A 21,015-nucleotide genomic window follows, 5' to 3' on the forward strand; every position below is an offset into this window, starting at 1 on the left:
CCTCATTAAGATGACTTGTTCAAGAGTTTGAACTGATCACTTCTACTTTCTATGTCCATTTTATTCATTCGATCTTCATTAAATTTCTTTCTTTTCTTAAAATAAACAGGTCTTCCTGTTGTTACTCTAGAAAATCCCTCTACCATAAATGAAACTGCCAATATTGTTAGGGCAAAGCAGATGATTGGAGTTAACGGAATCCATGGTGCCCATTGCAGGAAAATTTTTGTCCCGCCTATTAGTCCTGACCATTCATTAGTCATAGATTGAGGTGGATCAGTACCCATCTTATCAAATGACACTAGCGTCCCACCAAAGTATAAATTAAATAATCCTAAATGCGCCATAACGATCAATGTTTGGACAAACTGCTGACCAAATAGGATGAAGAAACGATCCTTCATAATCGGAATAATGTGCTTTACTATGATATGTAGGTTAGATCCCCCTAATGTTTTAGCACTGATTACATATTCAGATTTTAATAGCTCTCCTGCTTCATTACCAATAAGTACAGATAAAATAGGCACAGTTAGTATAGCTAATACAAGAATTTCGATTCCCATTCTTTCTGTGAGAGAATATGTAAAGCCTTCTGGTCGCATATAGAGAACTGGCTGTAATAAATATAGAGCGATAATTGTTAGTGGAATAAAGTGAAAAGCATCTACTAAACTATTTAAATATTTTTTTGTTTTTGAAAAATATGTTCCTACTATCAATCCAATTGGCACCGAAATGACCATTCTTAATATAGCAATGATGAGTGCCGCTAATATCGTAAATTTTGCACCAATGAGGACCTTGCTTAACATATCATATCCAAGCTTATCGGTACCTAACAGAGCTTCTTTCCTAGGAGCAATAGGTGCTGAATCGACTAATTCATTATCTTCACCATATATATGGTAAATCTGTTTTACTTCGTTATTCACTATATGAGAATAAATAAAACTAGCCGTGACTAGTCCAACTATAAACACGAACCCAATTAAAAAGAGAGGATTTTTAAATAATTTAATCATGCGACTGTTCTCCCCCTTTAATTGTTCTTTCGATGATCATTTTAACGATATGATAAAAAACAAAAATCGGTACAAATAAAAATAATAATATAAAGGTGAACACTTCTGGAGCCATATACGTTGTCAAATAATAGGTAATTCCAAATATACCAAATAACAGTTCAACAACAACTAAGGTTGATAGCATAAACCAGATTGTCTTTTTCAAATTAAAAAATAAAGAAATTGCGGTATTTCTAAACACATGAACAACTAATAAAAAAGTATGATGTAATCCTTTTGCCCTTCCTAGTAAAACATAATCCTTAAAAAGCTCCTCCTCAAAAAGATGTACCGTTATACGATAAAGCTGAATTGTAGGCAAAAGAGCTAAACATATGATAGGTAATAATAAGGCCTGACTATCACCAACTGTTACAACCTTCATCAGAAGGAAATCTGTTTTCTTATAAAGAACGATAATCACTAACTGCAGGACTAAAACGACTAATATATCTGGCAGAGATTCAAGAAACAAAATGAGAAACTTCATTTTCTCTCGTAGCCATTTAGGAAACTGCATGGTGCCGATCGTTAATAATATCGATGTTATATATGCTAAGATCAAAGCTCCTAAAATCAGCGTTAGTGAATATAATGCACCTTCTAAAATTAGTGGATATAGCTTATATTCTGTTCCTCTCATCATTATCGTAAGTTCGTCATAATGAACTAAGCTATACAATATACTTTTTACTGTTTTAAAAAACATGGCTAAAGGACCTTCTTCTGTACCAACAGTGAAAAACAACGAAGGTATTGCACCAAATATAACAATTCCTATACAAGCAGCAATAAATTGACCAACCATACCACCTAGCTTTTTCATCCTTCCACCTCCTATGTTAATTCCTCCCAATTATTTATTTCTATTTATATATTATTCTACTATTTGAATAATGTAAAAGGGGATGGAACAAAATTAAAGAAGTCATACAAAAAGATGAATAAATCTAAATTCAGTTAAGCTGAAAGAAACAAGTTCGTTCCATTGCGCTGCAGACACAAGATTCGCCGAGGAGGAAGCTGAGCCTACGAGGTCTCAGCCTTTCCGCTATACCCGTAGGTGGCCTAGTGTCTTCCGCTCCATTTCATTAAATTCTTAAAAATAGTATGCAAAATCAAAAAGTCTATTAAAGACGAAAGTAAAAACCCGAACTATTAGGCAAATGGTTAATTATCACCTAATAATTCGGGTTTATCATTAGCTTAAATACTTATGTCCCAGCTTTATGTTTTATCATACAGCTTATTTCAATACATAATAATTATTTTTCCCATTTTTCTTTGCTTTGTACATAGCTTCATCTGCATTTTTAACTAGTGATCGATAATCTGCTCCATGCTGTGGATACGTAGCAATTCCAATACTTGCTGAAACAGAAATGACAGAGCCGTTGATATGGAAAGGCTCACTGACTACTTTTACTATTCTTTCAGCTAAGTCAATAATGATTTGTTGATCACTCGCTTTTTTGATTAACAAAACAAATTCATCTCCACCTAGTCTTGAGACCGCATCACCTGAACGAACAACATTCTTTAAACGCTCTGAAACTACTTGTAGTAATTTATCTCCTGTTTCATGTCCATACGTATCATTAACATCCTTAAATCCATCTAAATCCATGAAGAAAACAGAGAAATTTTCCTCTTTAGTCATTTCATCTGCGATCAATTGTGTTAAAAATTCTCGGTTAGGGAGATTTGTAAGTGAATCATAATTTGCTCTTTGTTTCCACTTTTCACTATAAGTTTCAAGAGCATCTAGCATTTCATTTATTTGATTGGCAAGATCACCAATTTCATCTTCGCCATGCTCGCCAACACGACCTCCTAATTTCTTACATGAACGAACTCCGATAACACTTTGCTTTAATCTTATAATTCTTGAAGCAAATATTTTATCAAAAGTATAATAAATGACCGTACATATGACCGTTACTAATACTAAAAGAGAGACGAGGTTTAATAAAACTAAAAGTCTACCATTTTTGTATATGGTTCGCTCGCTTTTGACCTCAACATAACTAATTTTATTTCCTAGTAAATCAGATAGTGTGCTATATCCAGCTATTTCAGTATCATTCAGTTCATGAATGTATAAGTCATCCTCACCTAGATTTTTTAGCTTTAATGCATTTAATTCTTTTGGGATTGATTGAAAAAGTGAGAGCTTTAATTCGATCGTATCTCCGATCTCACTAATTAACTCCTGATCAAATTTTCTAGTAAAAATCAGGGTTCCATTTGATGGTCCCTCATAATGGCTATTTAAGATAGGATGAGCAGAAATTAAGGTTATCCCCTCACTTGTTTGGATAACTCCACTAATCTTTTCATCTGGGGAAAGAGGCTTTTTTAAATGATAAAGATCCAACCAATCTGGTTCTGCAACATTCTCAGCTAAATCTCCAGTAGTAGCGTTCAACCTACTACTATAAACAAATTGACCTTTTTGATTTAAAAATATAACTTGATCTATACGGTTTTGTTCAAAGGTTTCTTCTGTGAAATTTGATTCAATATATTCTGAATTTTTCTCTTGGATGAATTTTGATGTATCAACCCATGCAGCGTAATCTAAATTTAATTGATTTAAATTTTCTATTTCATTTTTAATTAAATTTCGAGTTTGATTTATTTGTTTTGTTACCTGTTCCCGCTCATAAATAGAATGAATTTTACTTGTGATCATTCCTGCAATCACCATTATGAGTAACATAAAGAAGGTAATAATACCTATTGAGGCAAATAGCAGCTTTTTACGTAAGGTCAATTTTGTCACCTACTTTTCTTTCATAATTCATTATATTATAAAAATTATCAAAGAGTAGCATTTCTTTTATAACTTATCCTAGGTATTATATGGAGAAGTTTTAAAACTACAAAAAAGAGATTAGCGTTAACTAACCTCCTTTAAATCATCGTATTTAAACCAATTCCCTCTGTTTTGTTTCTTCTCCTAAAAACAGTACAGCCATAGCTCCAATAAATATTGCAATAGCAAATATTAAGAAAATCGCATTAATCGATACGTCTGCTGCCACTAAATAACCAACTAATAGCGGCCCAAGTATTCCACCAATTCTTCCAAATGAAGCAGCTAAACCAGCACCTGTTCCGCGAATTTCTGTCGGATAATGCTCTGGTGTATATGCATATAAACCACCCCATGCACCTAAGTTAAAGAAGGAAAGGAAAATTCCTGATGTTAATAATAAAGGTAGAGAATCGGCATTTCCAAAGAAATAAGCACTAACTGCAGTTCCGATTAAGAAGGTAACTAGCACAAATTTACGTCCTGCACGTTCAATAAAATAAGCAGCCGTGAAGTAGCCAGGTAATTGAGCAAGTGTCATGATTAACACATATTGAAAGCTTTTAATTAAGCTAAAGCCCTTCATAACCATTACACTTGGTAGCCATAAAAACATTCCGTAATAAGAGAAAACAATACAAAACCATAAAATCCATAACATTGTTGTTTGTTTTGTATAAGGCTTTCTCCAAACCTTTGAAATTTTCATCCATGAAGACTCTTTTTGTTTAGATACACTTACTGCTTGGAATCTAGGCGAGTCTGGTAATTTTAGTCTTAAATATAAAGCGTAAAATGCCGGTAGTGCACTTAATAGTAATGCTGCCTGCCACCCATAGCTTGGAATGACAAAATAAGATATAAGTGCTGCAAGTAGCCAGCCAGCAGCCCAGAAGCTTTCTAATAAAACAACAACCTTTCCTCTTTCATTCGCTGGTACGCTCTCTGATACAAGTGTTGATGCTACAGGAAGCTCCCCACCTAATCCAGCACCGATAAAAAATCGGAGGATAAGAAAGAGTGTTAAAGATGTCACAAAAGCAGAAATACCACTACCTACTGAAAATAATAGTAATGTAATAATGAATACATGCTTACGACCAATTTTATCGGCCATCAAGCCAAATACTAAAGCACCTACAGCCATACCAATTGAGTTAACACTACCAATCCAACCCATCTGAGCTGTTGTTAAATTCCAATCCTTCTGCAAAGCAGCAATAATGAATGCAAGAATCCCAACATCCATTGCATCAAACATCCATCCAAGCCCTGCGATTCCAAGTAATTTTCTTCGAGATAATTCTTGAGTTTTTACCATTTCGACCACCTTTCACTAGTAGAGCATCAAATAGTGGTGTTCACTTCTTTGCCACACATGTAAAAATTACCGGTTGATTTTTATACCAAGTCTATAATTTTTTTTGAAACCTGTTCATAATCTTAAGATGTATTTCTGTGCGGTTTACCTAGAAATTAATGTGTAAAGTTTAAAAAACCCACTAAAAGGCTAAATAAAACGTAACACTACTAAATAATATTTTTAAAATACTCCATCTTCACTTATACTCAAACAAAATTATATAGTCAATGTATATTACTTAACATTCCAAATTCTTTTTAAAATCATTCACTTTTTACTTTATTTATTAGCTTGTCCTATGTTATATTAATTGTAACAAAATGTTCACAAAATATTCTTTTTTTAGACACAAACCTGAAAGCGTCAACATTTTTAAGGAGATGATACAAAATGGACGTATTCTTTGCTTATTTACTATTTTCAAGTGCGACACCATTATTTTTATGGAAAGAAAACAAAAAACTTGCGATCCTTCAAATGCCTGTTATAGCACTAATGTGGATCATGTTTGCTTTATATATGACAACTAGCTTTGGCACACTGGAATTCACATTATTCGGTATCATTTTCGCAATAAATGTTCTTGCTGCTCTTGGAACAGGTCTTTACGTATATCTGTCTCACTTTTCAAAACGAGTAAAAGATTATATTTATTAAGAACGTTACACAATACAAAAAAGGTATGACTCTTAAATTGAGTCATACCTTTTTTGTATTGTACAGCTATATGATTAATATCCGCCCATATCCCATACCATTATTAGTAATGTACCGAATACTGTTACAAGAGCGATAAAAATCCCATAATAAATATTTAGATAAATCGCATTTTTATCTTCAGACTCACCAGCATGCATAAATACAACAAGCTGAAGACCTGCTTGGATAAATGCTGTGATAAGCAGTATTGTCATACCTAAAGCGAATGACATATCTAAGAAATATACTGCAAGTGCAACGACAGTTAAAACTAATGAAAACGCAAAACCCATGACTTGTTTCATTGGAAATAGCTCTCTCATCTTACATCATTCCTTTCAAATAGATGAAGCTAAAGATAAAGATCCAGACAACATCTAGGAAATGCCAGTAAAGTGAGAAAATAAATGATTTGTTAGCTGTTTCAGGAGTTAATCCACGTTTTTTCACTTGGATCATAATAAACAATCCCCAGAACAACCCAAGTGATACGTGAGCACCATGTGTTCCCAATGTTGTTAATAAAATCGATGTGAATGCACTAGTTTGCAATCCCGCACCTTCGTGGACATATAAAGCAAATTCATAGATTTCGACTCCTAGGAATGCTAACCCAAGAAGAAGTGTAATTCCAAAGAAGGTTAACATCGCTTTTTGTCTACCAAGTCGCATTGCATGAATAGCTAGCCCTATTGTAAAACTACTTGTTAATAATAATAGTGTTTCAATTAAAACTGGTGTAATGTGAAATATTTCTGCTGCAGTTGGACCATCTGCGGTACGTCCTTCTAGTGTGAAATATGATGCAAAAAGTGTTGCAAATAGCATAATTTCGGCACCTAGAAATATCCAAAATCCTAATATCTTTAACCGATTTTCTTCGGTACTATATTCAAGCGGAAGCGAGTTATCTATTTTCATTTATTACGCACCTCGCAATTCTGATTCAGTTTCTTCGATCTCTTTCACAGAGATGTAACGTCCATGATCTTTTTCAAATGAACGTACTGTCATACATACAAAAATTCCTATTGTTGTAATAATTACTGGGATCCACAAGCTAAATACTAATGAGAAGCCCCAAACAAAGAATATACAGCTTAAGATAAATGGTAAACCACTGTTGTTAGGCATATGAATCTTTTCATATTCACCTTTAAATAATACATGCCCTTTTTTCTTCGCATCCCAGAATGCTTCTTCAGACTTAACTTCTGGAATAATTGCAAAGTTATATTCTGGAACAGGTGTATGTGTTGCCCACTCAAGCGTACGTGCATTCCAAGGATCTGAACTAATATCTCTTGATGCATAACGGAAGCTATAGTAGATGTTATAAACAATCAGAACAAAGCTGATTCCCATTATTGCAGCTCCACCAAATGAAACCATGTTTAATGGACCAAATCCTGTTGACTCAGAATATGTGTACATACGACGTGCTTGACCATCTAATCCTGTAATATACATTGGGATAAACGCCAAGATAAATCCTATAGACATTAACCATGCTGTCCATTTTCCGATTCTCTCATTTAACATGAAACCGAAAAGTTTTGGCCAGTAGTATGTGAATCCTGCAAGCATAGCGTATACTACACCTGGAATAATAACGTTGTGGAAGTGAGCTACTAAGAACATCGTATTATGATACTGATAATCTGCAGCTGACATCGCAAGCATTACTCCTGTTACTCCACCTAAAGTGAATAGTGGAATGAAAAGTAAAGAGTAAAGCATTGGTGTTGGCACAGTAATTTTTCCTTTTCGAAGTGTTAATATCCAGTTAAAGATCTTAACACCTGTTGGTACAGCAATAGCCATTGTTGTTACAGAGAAAATACTGTTTGTAAGTGCCCCTTGACCCATTGTAAAGAAGTGATGAGCCCAAACGATAAATGATAGAAGTGAGATAATAACCATTGATCCTACCATTGATTTGTATCCATATAAGTTACGTCTAGCGAATGTAGAAATAATTTCACTAAAAATACCAAACGCAGGTAAAATTAAGATATACACCTCAGGATGTCCCCATACCCAGAAGATATTAGCCCAAAGCATATCCATACCACCGTTATCAAGTGTAAAGAAGTTCGTTCCAAACAATCGATCCATCGTTCCCATAGCAAGTGCTACTGTTAAGACAGGGAAAGCAAATACGATAATCGCACTAGCAATTAGAGAAGACCATGTGAACATTGGCATTTTCATTAACGTCATACCAGGTGCTCTCATTTTAAGGATCGTTGTAATAAAGTTAATACCTGTCATTAATGTACCAATACCAGCAATCTGAATGGCAATCATATAATAGTTCGTACCTACTGATTTACTAAATTCGTTCCCTGCAAGTGGGAAATATGAAGTCCACCCAGCGTCAGGAGAACCACCAATAACGAATGAGATATTAAATAACATTGCACCCATAAAGAACAACCAAAAGCTTAATGCATTCAATCTTGGGAAAGCAACATCACGTGCTCCAATTTGTAATGGAACAACAAAGTTCATAAAGAACATGATAAATGGCATCGCCATAAATAAAATCATAACAATTCCATGTGTTGTAAAAATTTCATTATAATGCTGTGAATCTAGTAAAACATTATCTGGAACAGCAAGCTGTGCACGCATCATAATCGCATCTACTCCACCACGGAAAAGCATCACTAAGGCAGAAAGTAAATACATAATACCGATTTTTTTATGGTCTACAGTTGTTAACCATTCACGCCATAAATAACCCCATTTTTTAAAATACGTTAACCCTGCAAGTATTCCTATAACAGTAAGTCCAATAGATACCATTGCTATATAAATCGGAAGACTTGGATGAGGTATGGCAAAGCGTTCGAAAAATTCCATTCTATTTTGACTCCTTTCGGAAGTGAAATGTCCGTAATGATAAAACCTTTTTGTTAACGACTTCTACTTTACTGTTTTTGAATTAATGATTACTATGGTCTGTTTCTTCGTCAGATGAATGTGAATCAGCTTCTTCTGATTCTTCATGACCTTCATGGTCTGTTGAGCCATGATTGTGATGACCTTCTGGTGGTGAATTAAATTCTAAGTGTGTACCAGTGAACGTCATACGTCCAAGATGACCAGGCTCAAGTAATTCCTCGAATTTATCTTCTGTAATAGGATCAGCCGTTTCTTTTACTTCTTCTACCCATTCATCAAACTCTTCTTGTGACATAGCTGTTACATCAAAGATATTTTCAGCAAAACCTGCACCACTAAAGTTTGCATTTCGTCCCATATAATCTCCAGCAACATCTGCTGCTAAATGAAGTGTTGTAACATGGTCATTCATCGCATATTTCTGTCCACCTAATTGTGGAATCCAGAAGCTTGTAATTGGTCCATGAGAATATAATTTAAATTCAAGAGCACGATCTGTTGGAATATATAAATAGTTCACAGTTTCAATTCCTTCTTCAGGATAACTAAAATGCCATTTCCAGTTAGATGATGAAGCATAAACAACTAATGGCTCTTTATCTTCATAACCTTTTGGAGCTGACTCTACAATATAGTTACTCTGAACAGAAACAAATGAAAGGTACGCAACGATAAGGATTGGAATACCAATCATCACTGCTTCAACCCAAATATTCCCTTCAATATGTGGTGGCTCATAATCATCTGCTTGTTTAGAAGCACGATATTTTACTAACGTCATAACCAATAACACTAATACAACAATAACAATACCTACCATAATTCCCATTGATAACAGAATGTCACTAGCGAGTCTTTCTGCTTGAGGACCTTTTGGATCTAACACCAATAAAGGCTCACAACCTGCAAGTACTGTAATAGCAGATAAAATAATTGTGAATAAAGCCAATTTCAATTTCATACAAGTACTCCTTTCTTTAAAAACACATAAACTTTCAATCTATTCTTTGGTGCTACATAAATTACCTAAAACCGAAAAGTAAGTGTGATCAAATGAACTTATTACGATTCGATATACTTTATTGTAAACTGTGTGAAAGGTCACACAAACTGCTTACTCACATCATATCAGACGTTTACTCCTCTGATAATCAATAAAAAGAAGTGTCATGCAACGTTCAACGGATGATCACGAATTCGTAATAATTTGATCATAAATTGTTCACTTCTTTGGAAAAAATACTACTGTAATGGGAGGTTGTGCATTAGTTGGATGGTTATTCTTTAACAATTAAGGATAATTTGTGCACTTTTGATTTGGTGGATCCGCTAGATGAGTGGGTTACTGAGTTTAGAATTCTTACAGCTAATGTAGGAGAAGAAATACATATATGTTCTCTTAATTGCTTATTGGTAATATCTTGACCAAATAACAAATAGTAGTCATTTAAAGCAAGAATATGTGCGTCTTTATCTTTTGTTTGGCATCTCGGGCAACACCAACTCCCAAATATCCTTTCCATACCTAACGTTTTACAAGCTGGACATATTACACCTTTAAGTACCTCTTTTTCATTTATTTCAAACCTAGGTAAAACAGGTTGAAATTGCTCTGTGTGGTTTTTCTTCAATTGTCTAGCTAATTTTTTCAAATCTTTGTCATTAAAAATTTGTTTTGAATAGAGTTTTTGAATTTGTAGGATTTTAAAGGGAAGGTAATTGATGTTGATGACAATGTCGCTTAACCGTTGATTTTCTGGAGAAGTCCGGATGAGAGTGTTTGTATTGCTTATCACAACGAGAGGGATAATCGGAATGTCTGGAAATTGCTTTTTAATTAGCCAGTTCTTAAGCTTTGTAACATGCTGCTGCGACTGAACTATTGGATCTGGAAAAGCAGTTTCTTTTCCATCTATCGTACGGATTAACTGATGAAAGTTTTGGTCAAAAAAGAGTGTTCCCGCAATATTTTTTATTTCTAGAGTAATTATAAAGCTACTATTGATAAGGATAGAATCAAGTTGATAGTAGTAATCATCATTTTGAAGTCGTAAATCATTCAAAATTGCGAAATCTTTTTCCGGTTGCTGTTCAAGATGATAGTCAACAGCTTTTTCTCCTTTGTATCCGGCATTTCTTTTCGATAAACTCTCTTTTATCCTCGGTAGTTTAACATGTTCCGGTGGTAATCTTCTTACTAATGCTTCTAATTGTAATATAATTAGTGGCTTTTCACGTGTTTTTATGATCATTTCATCAACTCCATTCATTTATGACATATATCTTCTATAAAAAGCAGCTAATACCTCTCTCTTTTTATATAAAATTTTGGTTGAATCCTAGAATCGTTCAACTTTTACTATTATTCGTTCAACTTTGGCCAATAATCATTCAACTTTTGATATTATTCATTCAACTTTCAGTATTAATCGTTCATTCGACACCAACTAACAAATTTCGCAAAGCAAGCCACCCACTATCTCCCTATCTATGACAACATCAGCAATTTTCCCGAAAATAAAAAAGCCGCATTCATGCGGCCCAACTCACTACTTCCTATTTCCCACCATACCTATCTTCTGCAATCAACTTTATATACCGATTACGCCTCACTAAAAATTCTTTCATATACTGCTCAAGAAAAAGTCGATCAGCTATTTTACCTATAAATCCAAATGGAGATGTGTAATCAAACGAATCAACCATCAATGTACCATTTTCTTTCTCTATAAATTCATGCACATGATAAAAGCGTTTGAATGCACCTTTTTCCATTTCATCAACAAATCTGTTTGGAAAATCTAATTCTGTTATGCGGACAGTCAGGTTTTGCTTTATGCCAAAATGAACGGCTTCCCATGTTACCGTTTCATTCAACCCTATTAAGCCACTTGTTACACCTGCAACAGCCCGTTCATTCGTTTGGCTTGTCGATTGTGTGTGAATATCAATATCCCGCGCAACATCAAAGCAAATGTGGCGCGGTGCATAAATAAACATATCCGTTTTAATAATTGGCATGTTAATCTTCCTATTCTAAAAATGGTTCACTTGGAGGAGATTACTTCTTAAGATTAAGCTTAGCTAACGCATCTGCTAATGCATTGTTAGTAAACTCGTCATCTTGTTTTTTCATATATTGTGCAACATCACGTTTGGAGACTTTACTGTTTTGATTCTTTTTACGTCGTTCCTGGAATGTTGACATTTTTTCTCTATGACCACAGCGGCAAGCGAACATTTGGCCTTCGCCTTCACCTCGTAGTTCAAGCTTTTTATGGCAATTTGGACAGCGAGCATTTGTTACTTTTGAAACACCCTTTTTATAGCCACATTCACGATCCTGACAAACAAGCATTTTTCCTTTTTTGCCATTCACTTCAAGAAGAAGCTTACTGCATTCTGGGCATTTCTTTCCTGTTACATTGTCATGCTTAAAGGTTTGCTTGCTATTTTTTATTTCGTTTACAACTTCTTTGGCATAATGCTTCATTTCATTTAAAAAAGTTTGCTTAGGTAAAGAGCCTTTTGAGATTTTTGTTAGCTTTCTCTCCCACTCTGCTGTTAACACTGGTGATTTTAAATCTTCAGGAACTAGTGTTAACAGCTGTTTACCTTTAGAAGTAATGAATAGTTCTTTGCCCTTTTTTTCTATTAAAAAGCTACTATATAACTTCTCAATAATATCTGCTCTTGTTGCAACTGTGCCGAGTCCACCTGTTTCACCAATTGTTTGGATCAGCTCTTTACTTTCTCCTGCCATATATTTTGTTGGATTTTCCATTGCAGAAAGAAGTGCTGCTTCATTAAAGCGTGCTGGAGGTTTTGTTTCACCAGTTGTTTTTGATAATGATGTTAGTGAAAGGTTGTCACCTTTTGATAAGGAAGGAAGTGTTTGTTCATCATCACTATCATCATCTTTGTAGTCACTGTAAACCTCTTTCCATCCCAGAGAAACAATTCGTTTTCCTTTCGCAAAAAACGATTCATTCCCGATTTCTGTTGTAACAATTGTTTGGTCATATTGATAAGCAGGTAATAATACAGCTAAAAAGCGTTTCACAACTAAGTCATAAATTTTTCTTTCTTTATCACTTAATGCACTCATCGGTACAGATTCTTCTGTTGGAATAATTGCATGGTGATCTGAAACTTTTTGATCATCAACAAATGATTTATTTGCTTTGATCGGCTGCTTTGTAATTTTTGCAATAACCGCAGCATGTTCTTTTGTTCGGCAGGCATCAAGTCGATCTTTTAATGTAGAAACAAGATCACTTGTTAAATAACGTGAATCGGTTCTTGGATATGTTAATACTTTATGCTGTTCATATAGCTTTTGCATGATTGAAAGTGTTTCTTTTGCAGAATAACCATATCGTTTATTTGCATCACGCTGAAGCTCTGTTAAATCGTATAGTGCAGGTGAATAGGATTTTTTCGGCGTTGTTTTCACATCAACAACGACCGCGGATTTATTTTTCAAAACCTTTAATTTTTGTTCGAGCTGATCTTCAGCAAATGTTTTTGTATCTTTAGATCTAGCATCTTGCCAAATAAGTGATAATCCCTCATTTGTTACTGCCTTCATACCAAAGTATTTCTTAGCCTTAAAGCTGCGGATTTCTTCCTCACGCTGGGCAATCATGGCAAGTGTTGGTGTTTGGACACGACCTGTAGACAGCTGGGCATTATATTTTGTTGTTAGTGCACGTGTTGCATTTAACCCAACGATCCAATCTGCTTCTGCTCTTGCAACAGCTGAAGCATATAAATTTTCATATTCCTTACCGCTTTTTAGCTTACGGAAGCCCTCTTTAATCGCTTTATCTGTCACAGATGAAATCCATAGGCGTTTAATTGGCTTGTTCACATGTGCTTTTTCAATGATCCAGCGAGCAACAAGCTCTCCTTCACGTCCTGCATCAGTGGCAATGACAATATTTCCGACATCTTTACGTAAAAGCTGAGATTTAACAGCTTGAAATTGTTTTCCTGTTTTTTTGATCACAACAAGCTTTAATGGTGAAGGTAGCATCGGTAAGTCTTCTAGACGCCAAGATTTATAGTTCTCACCATATGTTTCTGGATCAGCTAAAGTCACGAGATGACCTAAAGCCCATGTCACGATATATTGATCTCCTTCAAGATATCCGTTTCCTTTTTTATGACAATTTAATACTCTAGCTAAATCTCTTCCTACAGAAGGTTTTTCAGCTAAAACAACAGTTTTACTCATCTAAACATCCTTTCACATACACATAGTCCTTGTTCTATTATAAGTGTAATTACTTCGTAAATCTAATTTGTTTTCGCATCCAGTTTTTTCAAAAACAAGCATGATACTAGTAAATGTTAATTGTCATAGGTTAAATTGAAAAAACAATGAAAAATCAAAGTACTTCATCTATATACCATTAGCTTATTAAATCAAACAATAGTAGAATGAGGCAAGATACTGGTTATTTTTGGAGGGTTAAGGAGAAATGAGTCTATTATCAATCGATAATCTCGGTCACAGCTATGGAGATCGAACATTATTTAAAGACGTTTCACTTCGCTTATTAGCGGGAGAACGTGTAGGTCTTGTTGGTGCAAATGGCGTAGGGAAATCTACGATGATGAATATTATTACAGGGCAGCTTATTCATGACGATGGACGCGTTGAATGGACACCAGGTGTTCGTTATGGCTACCTTGATCAACATACAGTTTTAACAAAAGGAAAAACCATTCGTGATATTTTAAACGATGCTTTTTTGCCTTTATTTGAGAAAGAAAAGGAATTAAATGAAGTAACAGATAAAATGGCTACTGCAAGTCCTGAGGAGCTTGAAGAGTTGTTAGAAAAAATGGCAGAAATTCAAGATCGTCTAGACGCTGGCGGCTTCTATTTATTAGATATGAAGGTTGAAGAAACAGCACGTGGTCTTGGTCTTGATGCGATTGGTTTAGAACGTGATGTGTCTGCATTAAGTGGTGGTCAGCGTACAAAGGTTTTACTTGCAAAGCTTTTACTCGAACAGCCTGATGTTCTTTTACTTGATGAGCCGACCAACTATTTGGATGTAGAGCATATTCGCTGGTTAAGAAATTATTTACGAGAATACCCTCATGCTTTCCTATTAATCTCACATGATACAGAATTCATGAATGGTGTATCAAACGTTATTTTCCATTTAGAATTTTCTAAACTTACTCGTTATACAGCAACATATGAGAAGTTCTTAGAGCTTGCTGAAATTAATAAAAATCAACATATTCATGCGTATGAAAAACAAAAGGAATTCATTAAAAAGCAAGAAGACTTTATTGCTAAAAATAAAGCACGTTATTCAACAACAGGTCGTGCAAAAAGCCGTCAAAAGCAGCTAGATCGTATCGAACGAATCGATCGTCCTGAAACAGCTGTGAAGCCAACATTTGAATTCAAAGAATCTCGTGGAAGTAGCCGCTTTGTTTTTGAAGCAAAGGATCTTGAAATTGGCTACAATGAGCCTCTTTTACCTAAGTTAACAATGACTATTGAACGTGGAGAAAAAATTGCGATTGTTGGATGTAATGGTATTGGTAAATCAACACTATTAAAAACAATTCTTGGTAAACTTGATCCATTAGGCGGTAAGGTAAATCGTGGTGATTTCCTCTTTCCATCTTATTTTGAACAAGAGGTAAAAGCTGATTCTATTACGCCAATCGATGATGTTTGGAATGCATTTCCTAGCTTAGATCAACATCAAGTACGAGCTCTTTTAGCACGCAGTGGTTTAAAAAACGAGCATATTTCACGTCCATTAACACAATTAAGTGGTGGAGAGCAGGCAAAGGTTCGTTTATGTAAGCTACAAATGCACGAAAGCAACTGGTTATTATTTGATGAGCCAACAAATCATTTGGATGTAACGGCAAAAGAAGAATTAAAACGTGCAATCAAAGCCTATAAGGGAACTGTTGTCCTTGTATGCCATGAACCTGATTTTTATGAAGATTGGGTAACAAAGGTATGGGATATTGAGGATTGGGCAGAAAATAGTTCAAATTGAAATGAGTAAAAAGCAGCTGAATCTTACTAGCTGCTTTTTTGCTATGTAATTTTTTGTATGGTGATGTTTGGTGATGTTTGGTAGATTGTTATAACCTAAAAGTTGATGAAAATAAGATTAAATATTTTCAATTATAGTAAAGTCCTTTTGTGCTTCAGCCTTAACCCTTAGTTATTTTCTCTAATGCCTGAGCAAGAGATGCAGCAGTATGTACTTCCTCGAAATCTAGTCCTAACTGGATAGCTGTTTGCGCAATTTCAGGACGGATTCCAGATAAAGTGGATGAAACACCTAATAATTTAAGTGCTTTTATCAAATTAAAGATTTCATGAGCTACCATCGTATCTATAATTGCCACTCCTGATAAATCGATACATAAGTTACTTATTCCTAATTTGGCAGATTGTGCTAGTGTATTCTCTAAAATTAATTTTGCGCGTGCTGTATCAATATCGCCAATTAACGGAAGTAAGGCAACATTATTTTGAAGGAGAATCACTGGTGAACTTAGTTCATTAATCATCTCTTTTTGTGCAGCAATTTGCTTCAATGTATTTTTATTTGCTTCATCGATATAAATATAGACTGATAAATTAAAAACCTTTCTCACAATGTTACTCCATGTGAAGAATTGGTCAATCTCTAATTTATCTTGATTTTGTTTATAGAATGTTTGAATATATGAAAGGTAGATGTCTTGAGTTCGATAGAATTCTCTTACTACATAATGAACATCAGTATCTAAATGCTTTTGATCTTTCGCTAAGTTAACCGTCCATTCCTCAAATTTTTCAAAAAATGACTTTTCTTCTGTATTAAATATTTTATGTAACTGCATTACAAATTCTTGGTTTTTTTCTTTTAACGAATTAATTGTCACGGTATCCTGAGTTGAGTACACGGATGATTCATCTAGATCATCTAATTGTTGATACCATTGTTCAGTGATTTGCCAAGAATTCTCTACTAAAAATTCATATAACTCAATATTTCTATGCATAGTTGTCTCTCCTTCATCAAAACGATCATGGTTATTTTACAAGCGAGTGTTTAAAAGCATAAATAACAGCCTGAGTTCGGTCCTGAACCTCGAGCTTGCTTAAAATATTACTCACATGAGTTTTTGCTGTTTTTAGAGCTATATATAGTTCATCAGCTATTTCCTGATTCGTTTTCCCCTGTGTCATCAGCATGAGAATCTCCATCTCTCTTGATGTTAAATGATCATGTAAAGAAATGACATCTTTTTGCCTCATTTTCATCATCATTTTTCCCGTAACTTCTGGCTCAAGTATTGATTGCCCATGGAAAGTAGAGCGAACTGCATTTGCAATTTCACTAGCTTTAGATGTTTTTAATAAATAGCTAGTTGCACCTGCCTCAAGTGCTGGGTAAACCTTTTCATCATCAAGAAAGCTTGTGACAATAATAATCTTCGCTTCAGGCCATGCGTCAATGATTGCTTTTGTTGCTTCTATTCCATCCATTTCCTTCATGACCAAATCCATTAATATAATATCAGGACGAAGCTCTAGGCATAATTCAACACCCTTTTTACCGTTATCAGCTTCACCAATAACATCTATATCTGATTGTGCAGATAAATAGGAGGAAACCCCTATCCTAACCATTTCATGATCATCAACAAACACCACTTTAATCATCTTTATCGCCCTCCCCTGCAAGCACAGGAACTCTCACTTCTAAACGTGTTCCTCTATTTTTTAGGCTTACAATTTTCATAGATCCTCCAAGCTCAATAGCTCGTTCATGCATATTTTGTAAACCATAAGATCCGGTTTTCTCATCGTCAAGTTCAAAACCTACACCATCATCAGAAACTCGTAAAATAACAAAATCATCTCTTAATATTAATAAAATATCTAAGCTAGTTGCTTTTGAATGACGCAATGTATTTGAAACAGATTCCTGGAGAATTCGAAATAAGTGATCTTCAACACCCTTATCTAAAATGATCGGTTCGATTTTCCACTTAATATCCATTGTTACTTTTTGCATTAATTCTACCAGTAACTCTTGAATTCCTTCTTGTAAGGTTTTGCCCTTTAATGCAGCAGGACGTAGATGAAGCAAAAGTGCCCTCATTTCAAGCTGTGATTGATGAATCGTTTCTTCAATTAATCTTAGCTGCTTTGTTTCACGATCATCAGAAGAAGCTTTAGATTCTGTAATAGCTGACATCATCATAGAAGCAGCAAAAAGCTGTTGGCTTACAGAATCATGTAATTCTCTTGCTAATCTATTTCTCTCTTGTGAAACCATTTCTTGAATTCTTTTTTCTTGATCCTCTGCCCTTTCATTTGCTAACTTTTGAGAAAGCTTTGTTTGCTCTAACATTTGCTTTTGTACCTTATCAATCTTTTTCCAAATGCTTAGTATTTCTGGTACTGAATGTGGCTCAGCAGATATTGCTTTACCTTTTTCAAGCTCGCGTATTGCCACTTCTACTGAATTCAGCTGTTTTTGCCAAAACAATCCTGAAATTAGTCCATAAGAAACACCAATTAAAATACTAATACTTGGTACGATATAAATGAAAGGCAAATCAAAGATCTTTTCTTCCCATAAAGAACTCCATTTAGCTATTGGGAAAGCAGTGAAAAACAATAATGATAATAAAACAAAACAGCAAAGTGAAAAAATAGCTCCAATTAAAATTTGCCTTTGAATAATCGTCATATTCTCTTCACCTCAAGTCTACCTGTTATAAATGAAGTGAAAAGCTTTATTTTCTGTTCAGAAGGCTGGTAATTTTCTGTTTCATAAACAATATTTTCATTAATAATCCTTTGTTCTTGTTCATGAAATACCGCAAGCGTTCCAGCGATTATCGAAGAATTGATATGAACCTCAAATTCATATGGAACAAGAATTGTTACATTTCCTGCTAAATTGCGAATAGAAATCACTGATTCACCTTTAGGTAATACAGTTTCACTTAAATCAATCACTGTATTTCCAATACCCACCTGGATATTAACATCATTCCATTCATAGGCATGTTCAGGTGTTTCTTGACTGGAAAAGAAACGATTATTAAATAACTTTTTACGTTCCATTAAAGGCTCTGTTCGGTTCTCATTTGATTTCTCCAACACAATTGGTTTGATTTTCTTCGGTCTCTGCTGAGTTTGGAAAAACTGAATAATATAATATAGCAAAACAACACATAAAAAATAACGAAATGTCATCATATTTAAAACCGTGACAATAAACCATATCCAGCCTATCCAGAAAAAAACCTTACCGCTAAAACGAGGCTTCCATTTTCGTCCTAAATAGATGGATCCTATCGATAATATAAACGTTATAATTAATCCACCATTAAAAAATAAAACCTCTAAAAAAAGAAGGAGTATTCCTATTAAAACAATCCAATTGAAGTATTCTGATTTAACGTTATTTTGTATCATAAGTGATATCCTCCTTCCTTTTTTATTTTACTCGATTTTAGTAGATAGATAGTATATTTATTTAAAAGCCTCTTTACTTAATGGTAAATTTCAGTTAGCATTCGCTATCGCTGTTACTATCATCAATTATAGCTCTTATTTTTCATGCACAATAAGGCGTAGAAATCTACGCCTTTTTTTAAGGAAGAAGTATTTATTAGTTTTCGACCTTAGTTTTTTGTGTCTAGCTCCAGGTACCTTGCTACTTTCTTAGAATACCACGTTTCATTTATGAAACTGTATTTGTTTCTTCCATTTTTATCTTTTTTTCTAATTGAGCAATTCTTGCATCAATTGTATTGCGGTGATATGTTGAATTTACTTGATGCTCAAGACGATCTAGATAGCCTTCCATTTCTTCAAAGCGAGAAAATGCTTTTGTTGAAAAGCTGTTTTGCTCAACCACTTTATTCATACGATGATGAGCTCTTGCCATATTTTCTCTTCCCATTAGTTCCATACGCTTAATTTGCATATCCTTTAATTTATGTTTCATTTCCTCATACTTTTGCTCTAATTCCTCAAGCTGACGACCTGTTTGAAGTCGAGATTCATTTAGTCGAGCTACTCTTTCCTCATAATGTGCTTGCTCTTTTAAAGCAAATTCATGCAACTCAGATTCTCCAGCTTTTGCTGCTACTTCTGCTTGGTGTTTGCGCTTATCTGCTAAAAATAACGCCTCTTTATATTCACGATCAAATTCTCCTTTTAATAAATATTGACGTTCAACAAGCTTACGAACTTTTTCCGTTTCATTTTCACATTGTCTTAAATAGTGGTTAAGAACAGAAATAGGATTTTTTTGTTCCTTTTGATCGATTGCCTCGTGTAAATCAGCTGCTACTGTATCTTTAATTCTTGAAAAAATATTTGCCATTATTTTTCTCTCCTTTTAGTTGTGGTTTTTAATTATCGTTAATTAATAGTTACCTTTTAAGTTCTTCCATTCTTTTTCAAAGTTCGTAAATGGATCTGCATCTTCTTTTTCTTTTACCTTAGAAGCTTTATTCCAGTTTTTAAATACAACATACAATACATATAAAGCGACAAAGCCTAGAACTGCTGGTAGGTTTGATGCTGAAGCAAACAATGCAATCACTCCGATTACAGCTAACAACACTTTATTAAATGTTGAGGTTGTTTTTACGAAGCCTCTATAAGAGTAATACAAAATCACAAGAGTTAATGCCAGGGCAATCATCGGTGCAAGATTTGATAGTAGGACAATAACAGCCACCCCACCTAATAATAAATAACCAAACTTCTTCATCTTTCTTCCTCCTTTCTTTTTTTAAGCTTGAAGTTTTTAAAATATCTTCAGCTCTACACAAGTTTTATTGATTGAGCTAATCTCCGTTATTACTTGTGCTCTTTTCTATGTCTTTATCTTACCTATTTTGTAAGAAGCTCAAAACGAGCTTGAGCTTTATTTTGTACTAGGACTTGAGGCGTAGAAGGAATAAGACCCATTCAATACCATTACTTTTTACATAAAAATAGTGGTTGGAGCCGACGACACTTGACGCCTGCGGGTGAAGAGGAAAGCAAGTGTCTGGAGCGAAATGGAACGATCTAGATTCCTATCCACAAATTTTAAAAGTGCACCAGAGTTTTTTTAAAGGTCTTTTCAAAAAACCATACA

General features: G+C 34.5%; 19 protein-coding genes. 2 read left to right on the forward strand and 17 right to left on the reverse strand.

What is annotated here, in order from left to right; translation table 11 throughout:
* Positions 1-5: 5 nt before the first annotated feature.
* From FS935_RS16425 to FS935_RS16440, 4 genes are all read right to left on the reverse strand, one after another.
* On the reverse strand, positions 6-1,025 hold the full coding sequence (locus FS935_RS16425) for an ABC transporter permease (RefSeq protein ID WP_146949728.1): 1,020 nt from the start codon (positions 1,023-1,025) through the stop codon (positions 6-8).
* Positions 1,018-1,893, reverse strand: coding sequence for an ABC transporter permease subunit (locus FS935_RS16430; protein WP_146949729.1), 876 nt, complete (start codon positions 1,891-1,893; stop codon positions 1,018-1,020). Before FS935_RS16430 ends, FS935_RS16425 begins: the two co-directional genes overlap by 8 nt.
* Before the next feature lie 420 nt (positions 1,894-2,313).
* Entirely contained in the window at positions 2,314-3,843 is a 1,530-nt protein-coding gene (locus FS935_RS16435; protein ID WP_146949730.1) for a sensor domain-containing diguanylate cyclase, read from the reverse strand.
* A 154-nt stretch (positions 3,844-3,997) separates the two neighbouring features.
* Entirely contained in the window at positions 3,998-5,206 is a 1,209-nt protein-coding gene (locus tag FS935_RS16440; protein ID WP_146949731.1) for an MFS transporter, read from the reverse strand.
* A 432-nt stretch (positions 5,207-5,638) separates the two neighbouring features.
* Here FS935_RS16440 and FS935_RS16445 point away from each other — a divergent pair, with 432 nt between their 5' ends.
* Positions 5,639-5,905, forward strand: coding sequence for a spore morphogenesis/germination protein YwcE (locus FS935_RS16445; RefSeq protein ID WP_158638628.1), 267 nt, complete (start codon positions 5,639-5,641; stop codon positions 5,903-5,905).
* A 74-nt stretch (positions 5,906-5,979) separates the two neighbouring features.
* Here FS935_RS16445 and qoxD read toward each other — a convergent pair whose 3' ends face one another.
* The 7 genes from qoxD to FS935_RS16480 form a co-directional block, all read right to left on the reverse strand.
* On the reverse strand, positions 5,980-6,270 hold the full coding sequence (qoxD, locus tag FS935_RS16450; protein WP_146949732.1) for a cytochrome aa3 quinol oxidase subunit IV: 291 nt from the start codon (positions 6,268-6,270) through the stop codon (positions 5,980-5,982).
* 1 nt (position 6,271) lies between these two features.
* Positions 6,272-6,868: a cytochrome aa3 quinol oxidase subunit III gene (gene qoxC, locus FS935_RS16455; protein WP_146949733.1), complete on the reverse strand. Its 597-nt coding sequence runs from the start codon at positions 6,866-6,868 to the stop codon at positions 6,272-6,274.
* 3 nt (positions 6,869-6,871) lie between these two features.
* Complete coding sequence (gene qoxB / locus FS935_RS16460; protein WP_146949734.1) at positions 6,872-8,815, reverse strand: cytochrome aa3 quinol oxidase subunit I; 1,944 nt, start codon at positions 8,813-8,815, stop codon at positions 6,872-6,874.
* Positions 8,816-8,897: 82 nt separating this feature from the next.
* Entirely contained in the window at positions 8,898-9,818 is a 921-nt protein-coding gene (gene qoxA, locus FS935_RS16465) for a cytochrome aa3 quinol oxidase subunit II (protein WP_146949735.1), read from the reverse strand.
* Between the two features lie 316 nt (positions 9,819-10,134).
* Complete coding sequence (locus tag FS935_RS16470; protein ID WP_158638629.1) at positions 10,135-11,109, reverse strand: nuclease-related domain-containing protein; 975 nt, start codon at positions 11,107-11,109, stop codon at positions 10,135-10,137.
* Positions 11,110-11,413: 304 nt separating this feature from the next.
* Positions 11,414-11,878, reverse strand: coding sequence for an SRPBCC family protein (locus FS935_RS16475; RefSeq protein ID WP_146949737.1), 465 nt, complete (start codon positions 11,876-11,878; stop codon positions 11,414-11,416).
* A 40-nt stretch (positions 11,879-11,918) separates the two neighbouring features.
* Positions 11,919-14,096, reverse strand: a complete 2,178-nt coding sequence (locus FS935_RS16480; RefSeq protein WP_146949738.1) for a DNA topoisomerase III — start codon at positions 14,094-14,096, stop codon at positions 11,919-11,921.
* 247 nt (positions 14,097-14,343) lie between these two features.
* Between FS935_RS16480 and FS935_RS16485 the strand changes: the two genes are divergently transcribed.
* Complete coding sequence (locus FS935_RS16485) at positions 14,344-15,900, forward strand: ABC-F family ATP-binding cassette domain-containing protein (protein WP_146949739.1); 1,557 nt, start codon at positions 14,344-14,346, stop codon at positions 15,898-15,900.
* Between the two features lie 160 nt (positions 15,901-16,060).
* Here the strand turns inward: FS935_RS16485 and FS935_RS16490 are convergent, their stop codons facing one another.
* The 6 genes from FS935_RS16490 to FS935_RS16515 form a co-directional block, all read right to left on the reverse strand.
* Entirely contained in the window at positions 16,061-16,900 is an 840-nt protein-coding gene (locus FS935_RS16490) for an STAS domain-containing protein (protein WP_146949740.1), read from the reverse strand.
* A 31-nt stretch (positions 16,901-16,931) separates the two neighbouring features.
* Complete coding sequence (locus FS935_RS16495) at positions 16,932-17,564, reverse strand: response regulator transcription factor (protein WP_146949741.1); 633 nt, start codon at positions 17,562-17,564, stop codon at positions 16,932-16,934.
* Positions 17,557-18,600 (reverse strand): sensor histidine kinase, encoded by a 1,044-nt coding sequence (locus tag FS935_RS16500; protein WP_146949742.1) that lies wholly within the window; start codon positions 18,598-18,600, stop codon positions 17,557-17,559. The genes FS935_RS16495 and FS935_RS16500 overlap by 8 nt, the downstream gene beginning before the upstream one ends.
* Entirely contained in the window at positions 18,597-19,334 is a 738-nt protein-coding gene (liaF, locus tag FS935_RS16505) for a cell wall-active antibiotics response protein LiaF (RefSeq protein WP_240050932.1), read from the reverse strand. The genes FS935_RS16500 and liaF overlap by 4 nt, the downstream gene beginning before the upstream one ends.
* A 268-nt stretch (positions 19,335-19,602) precedes the next feature.
* A complete protein-coding gene (locus tag FS935_RS16510) occupies positions 19,603-20,250 on the reverse strand; it encodes a PspA/IM30 family protein (protein WP_146949743.1) in 648 nt (215 codons plus the stop codon).
* 42 nt (positions 20,251-20,292) lie between these two features.
* Positions 20,293-20,643 (reverse strand): lmo0954 family membrane protein, encoded by a 351-nt coding sequence (locus FS935_RS16515; protein WP_146949744.1) that lies wholly within the window; start codon positions 20,641-20,643, stop codon positions 20,293-20,295.
* Positions 20,644-21,015: the final 372 nt, after the last annotated feature.

This window comes from Metabacillus litoralis, from assembly GCF_007994985.1.
GTDB classification, from domain to species: domain Bacteria; phylum Bacillota; class Bacilli; order Bacillales; family Bacillaceae; genus Metabacillus; species Metabacillus litoralis.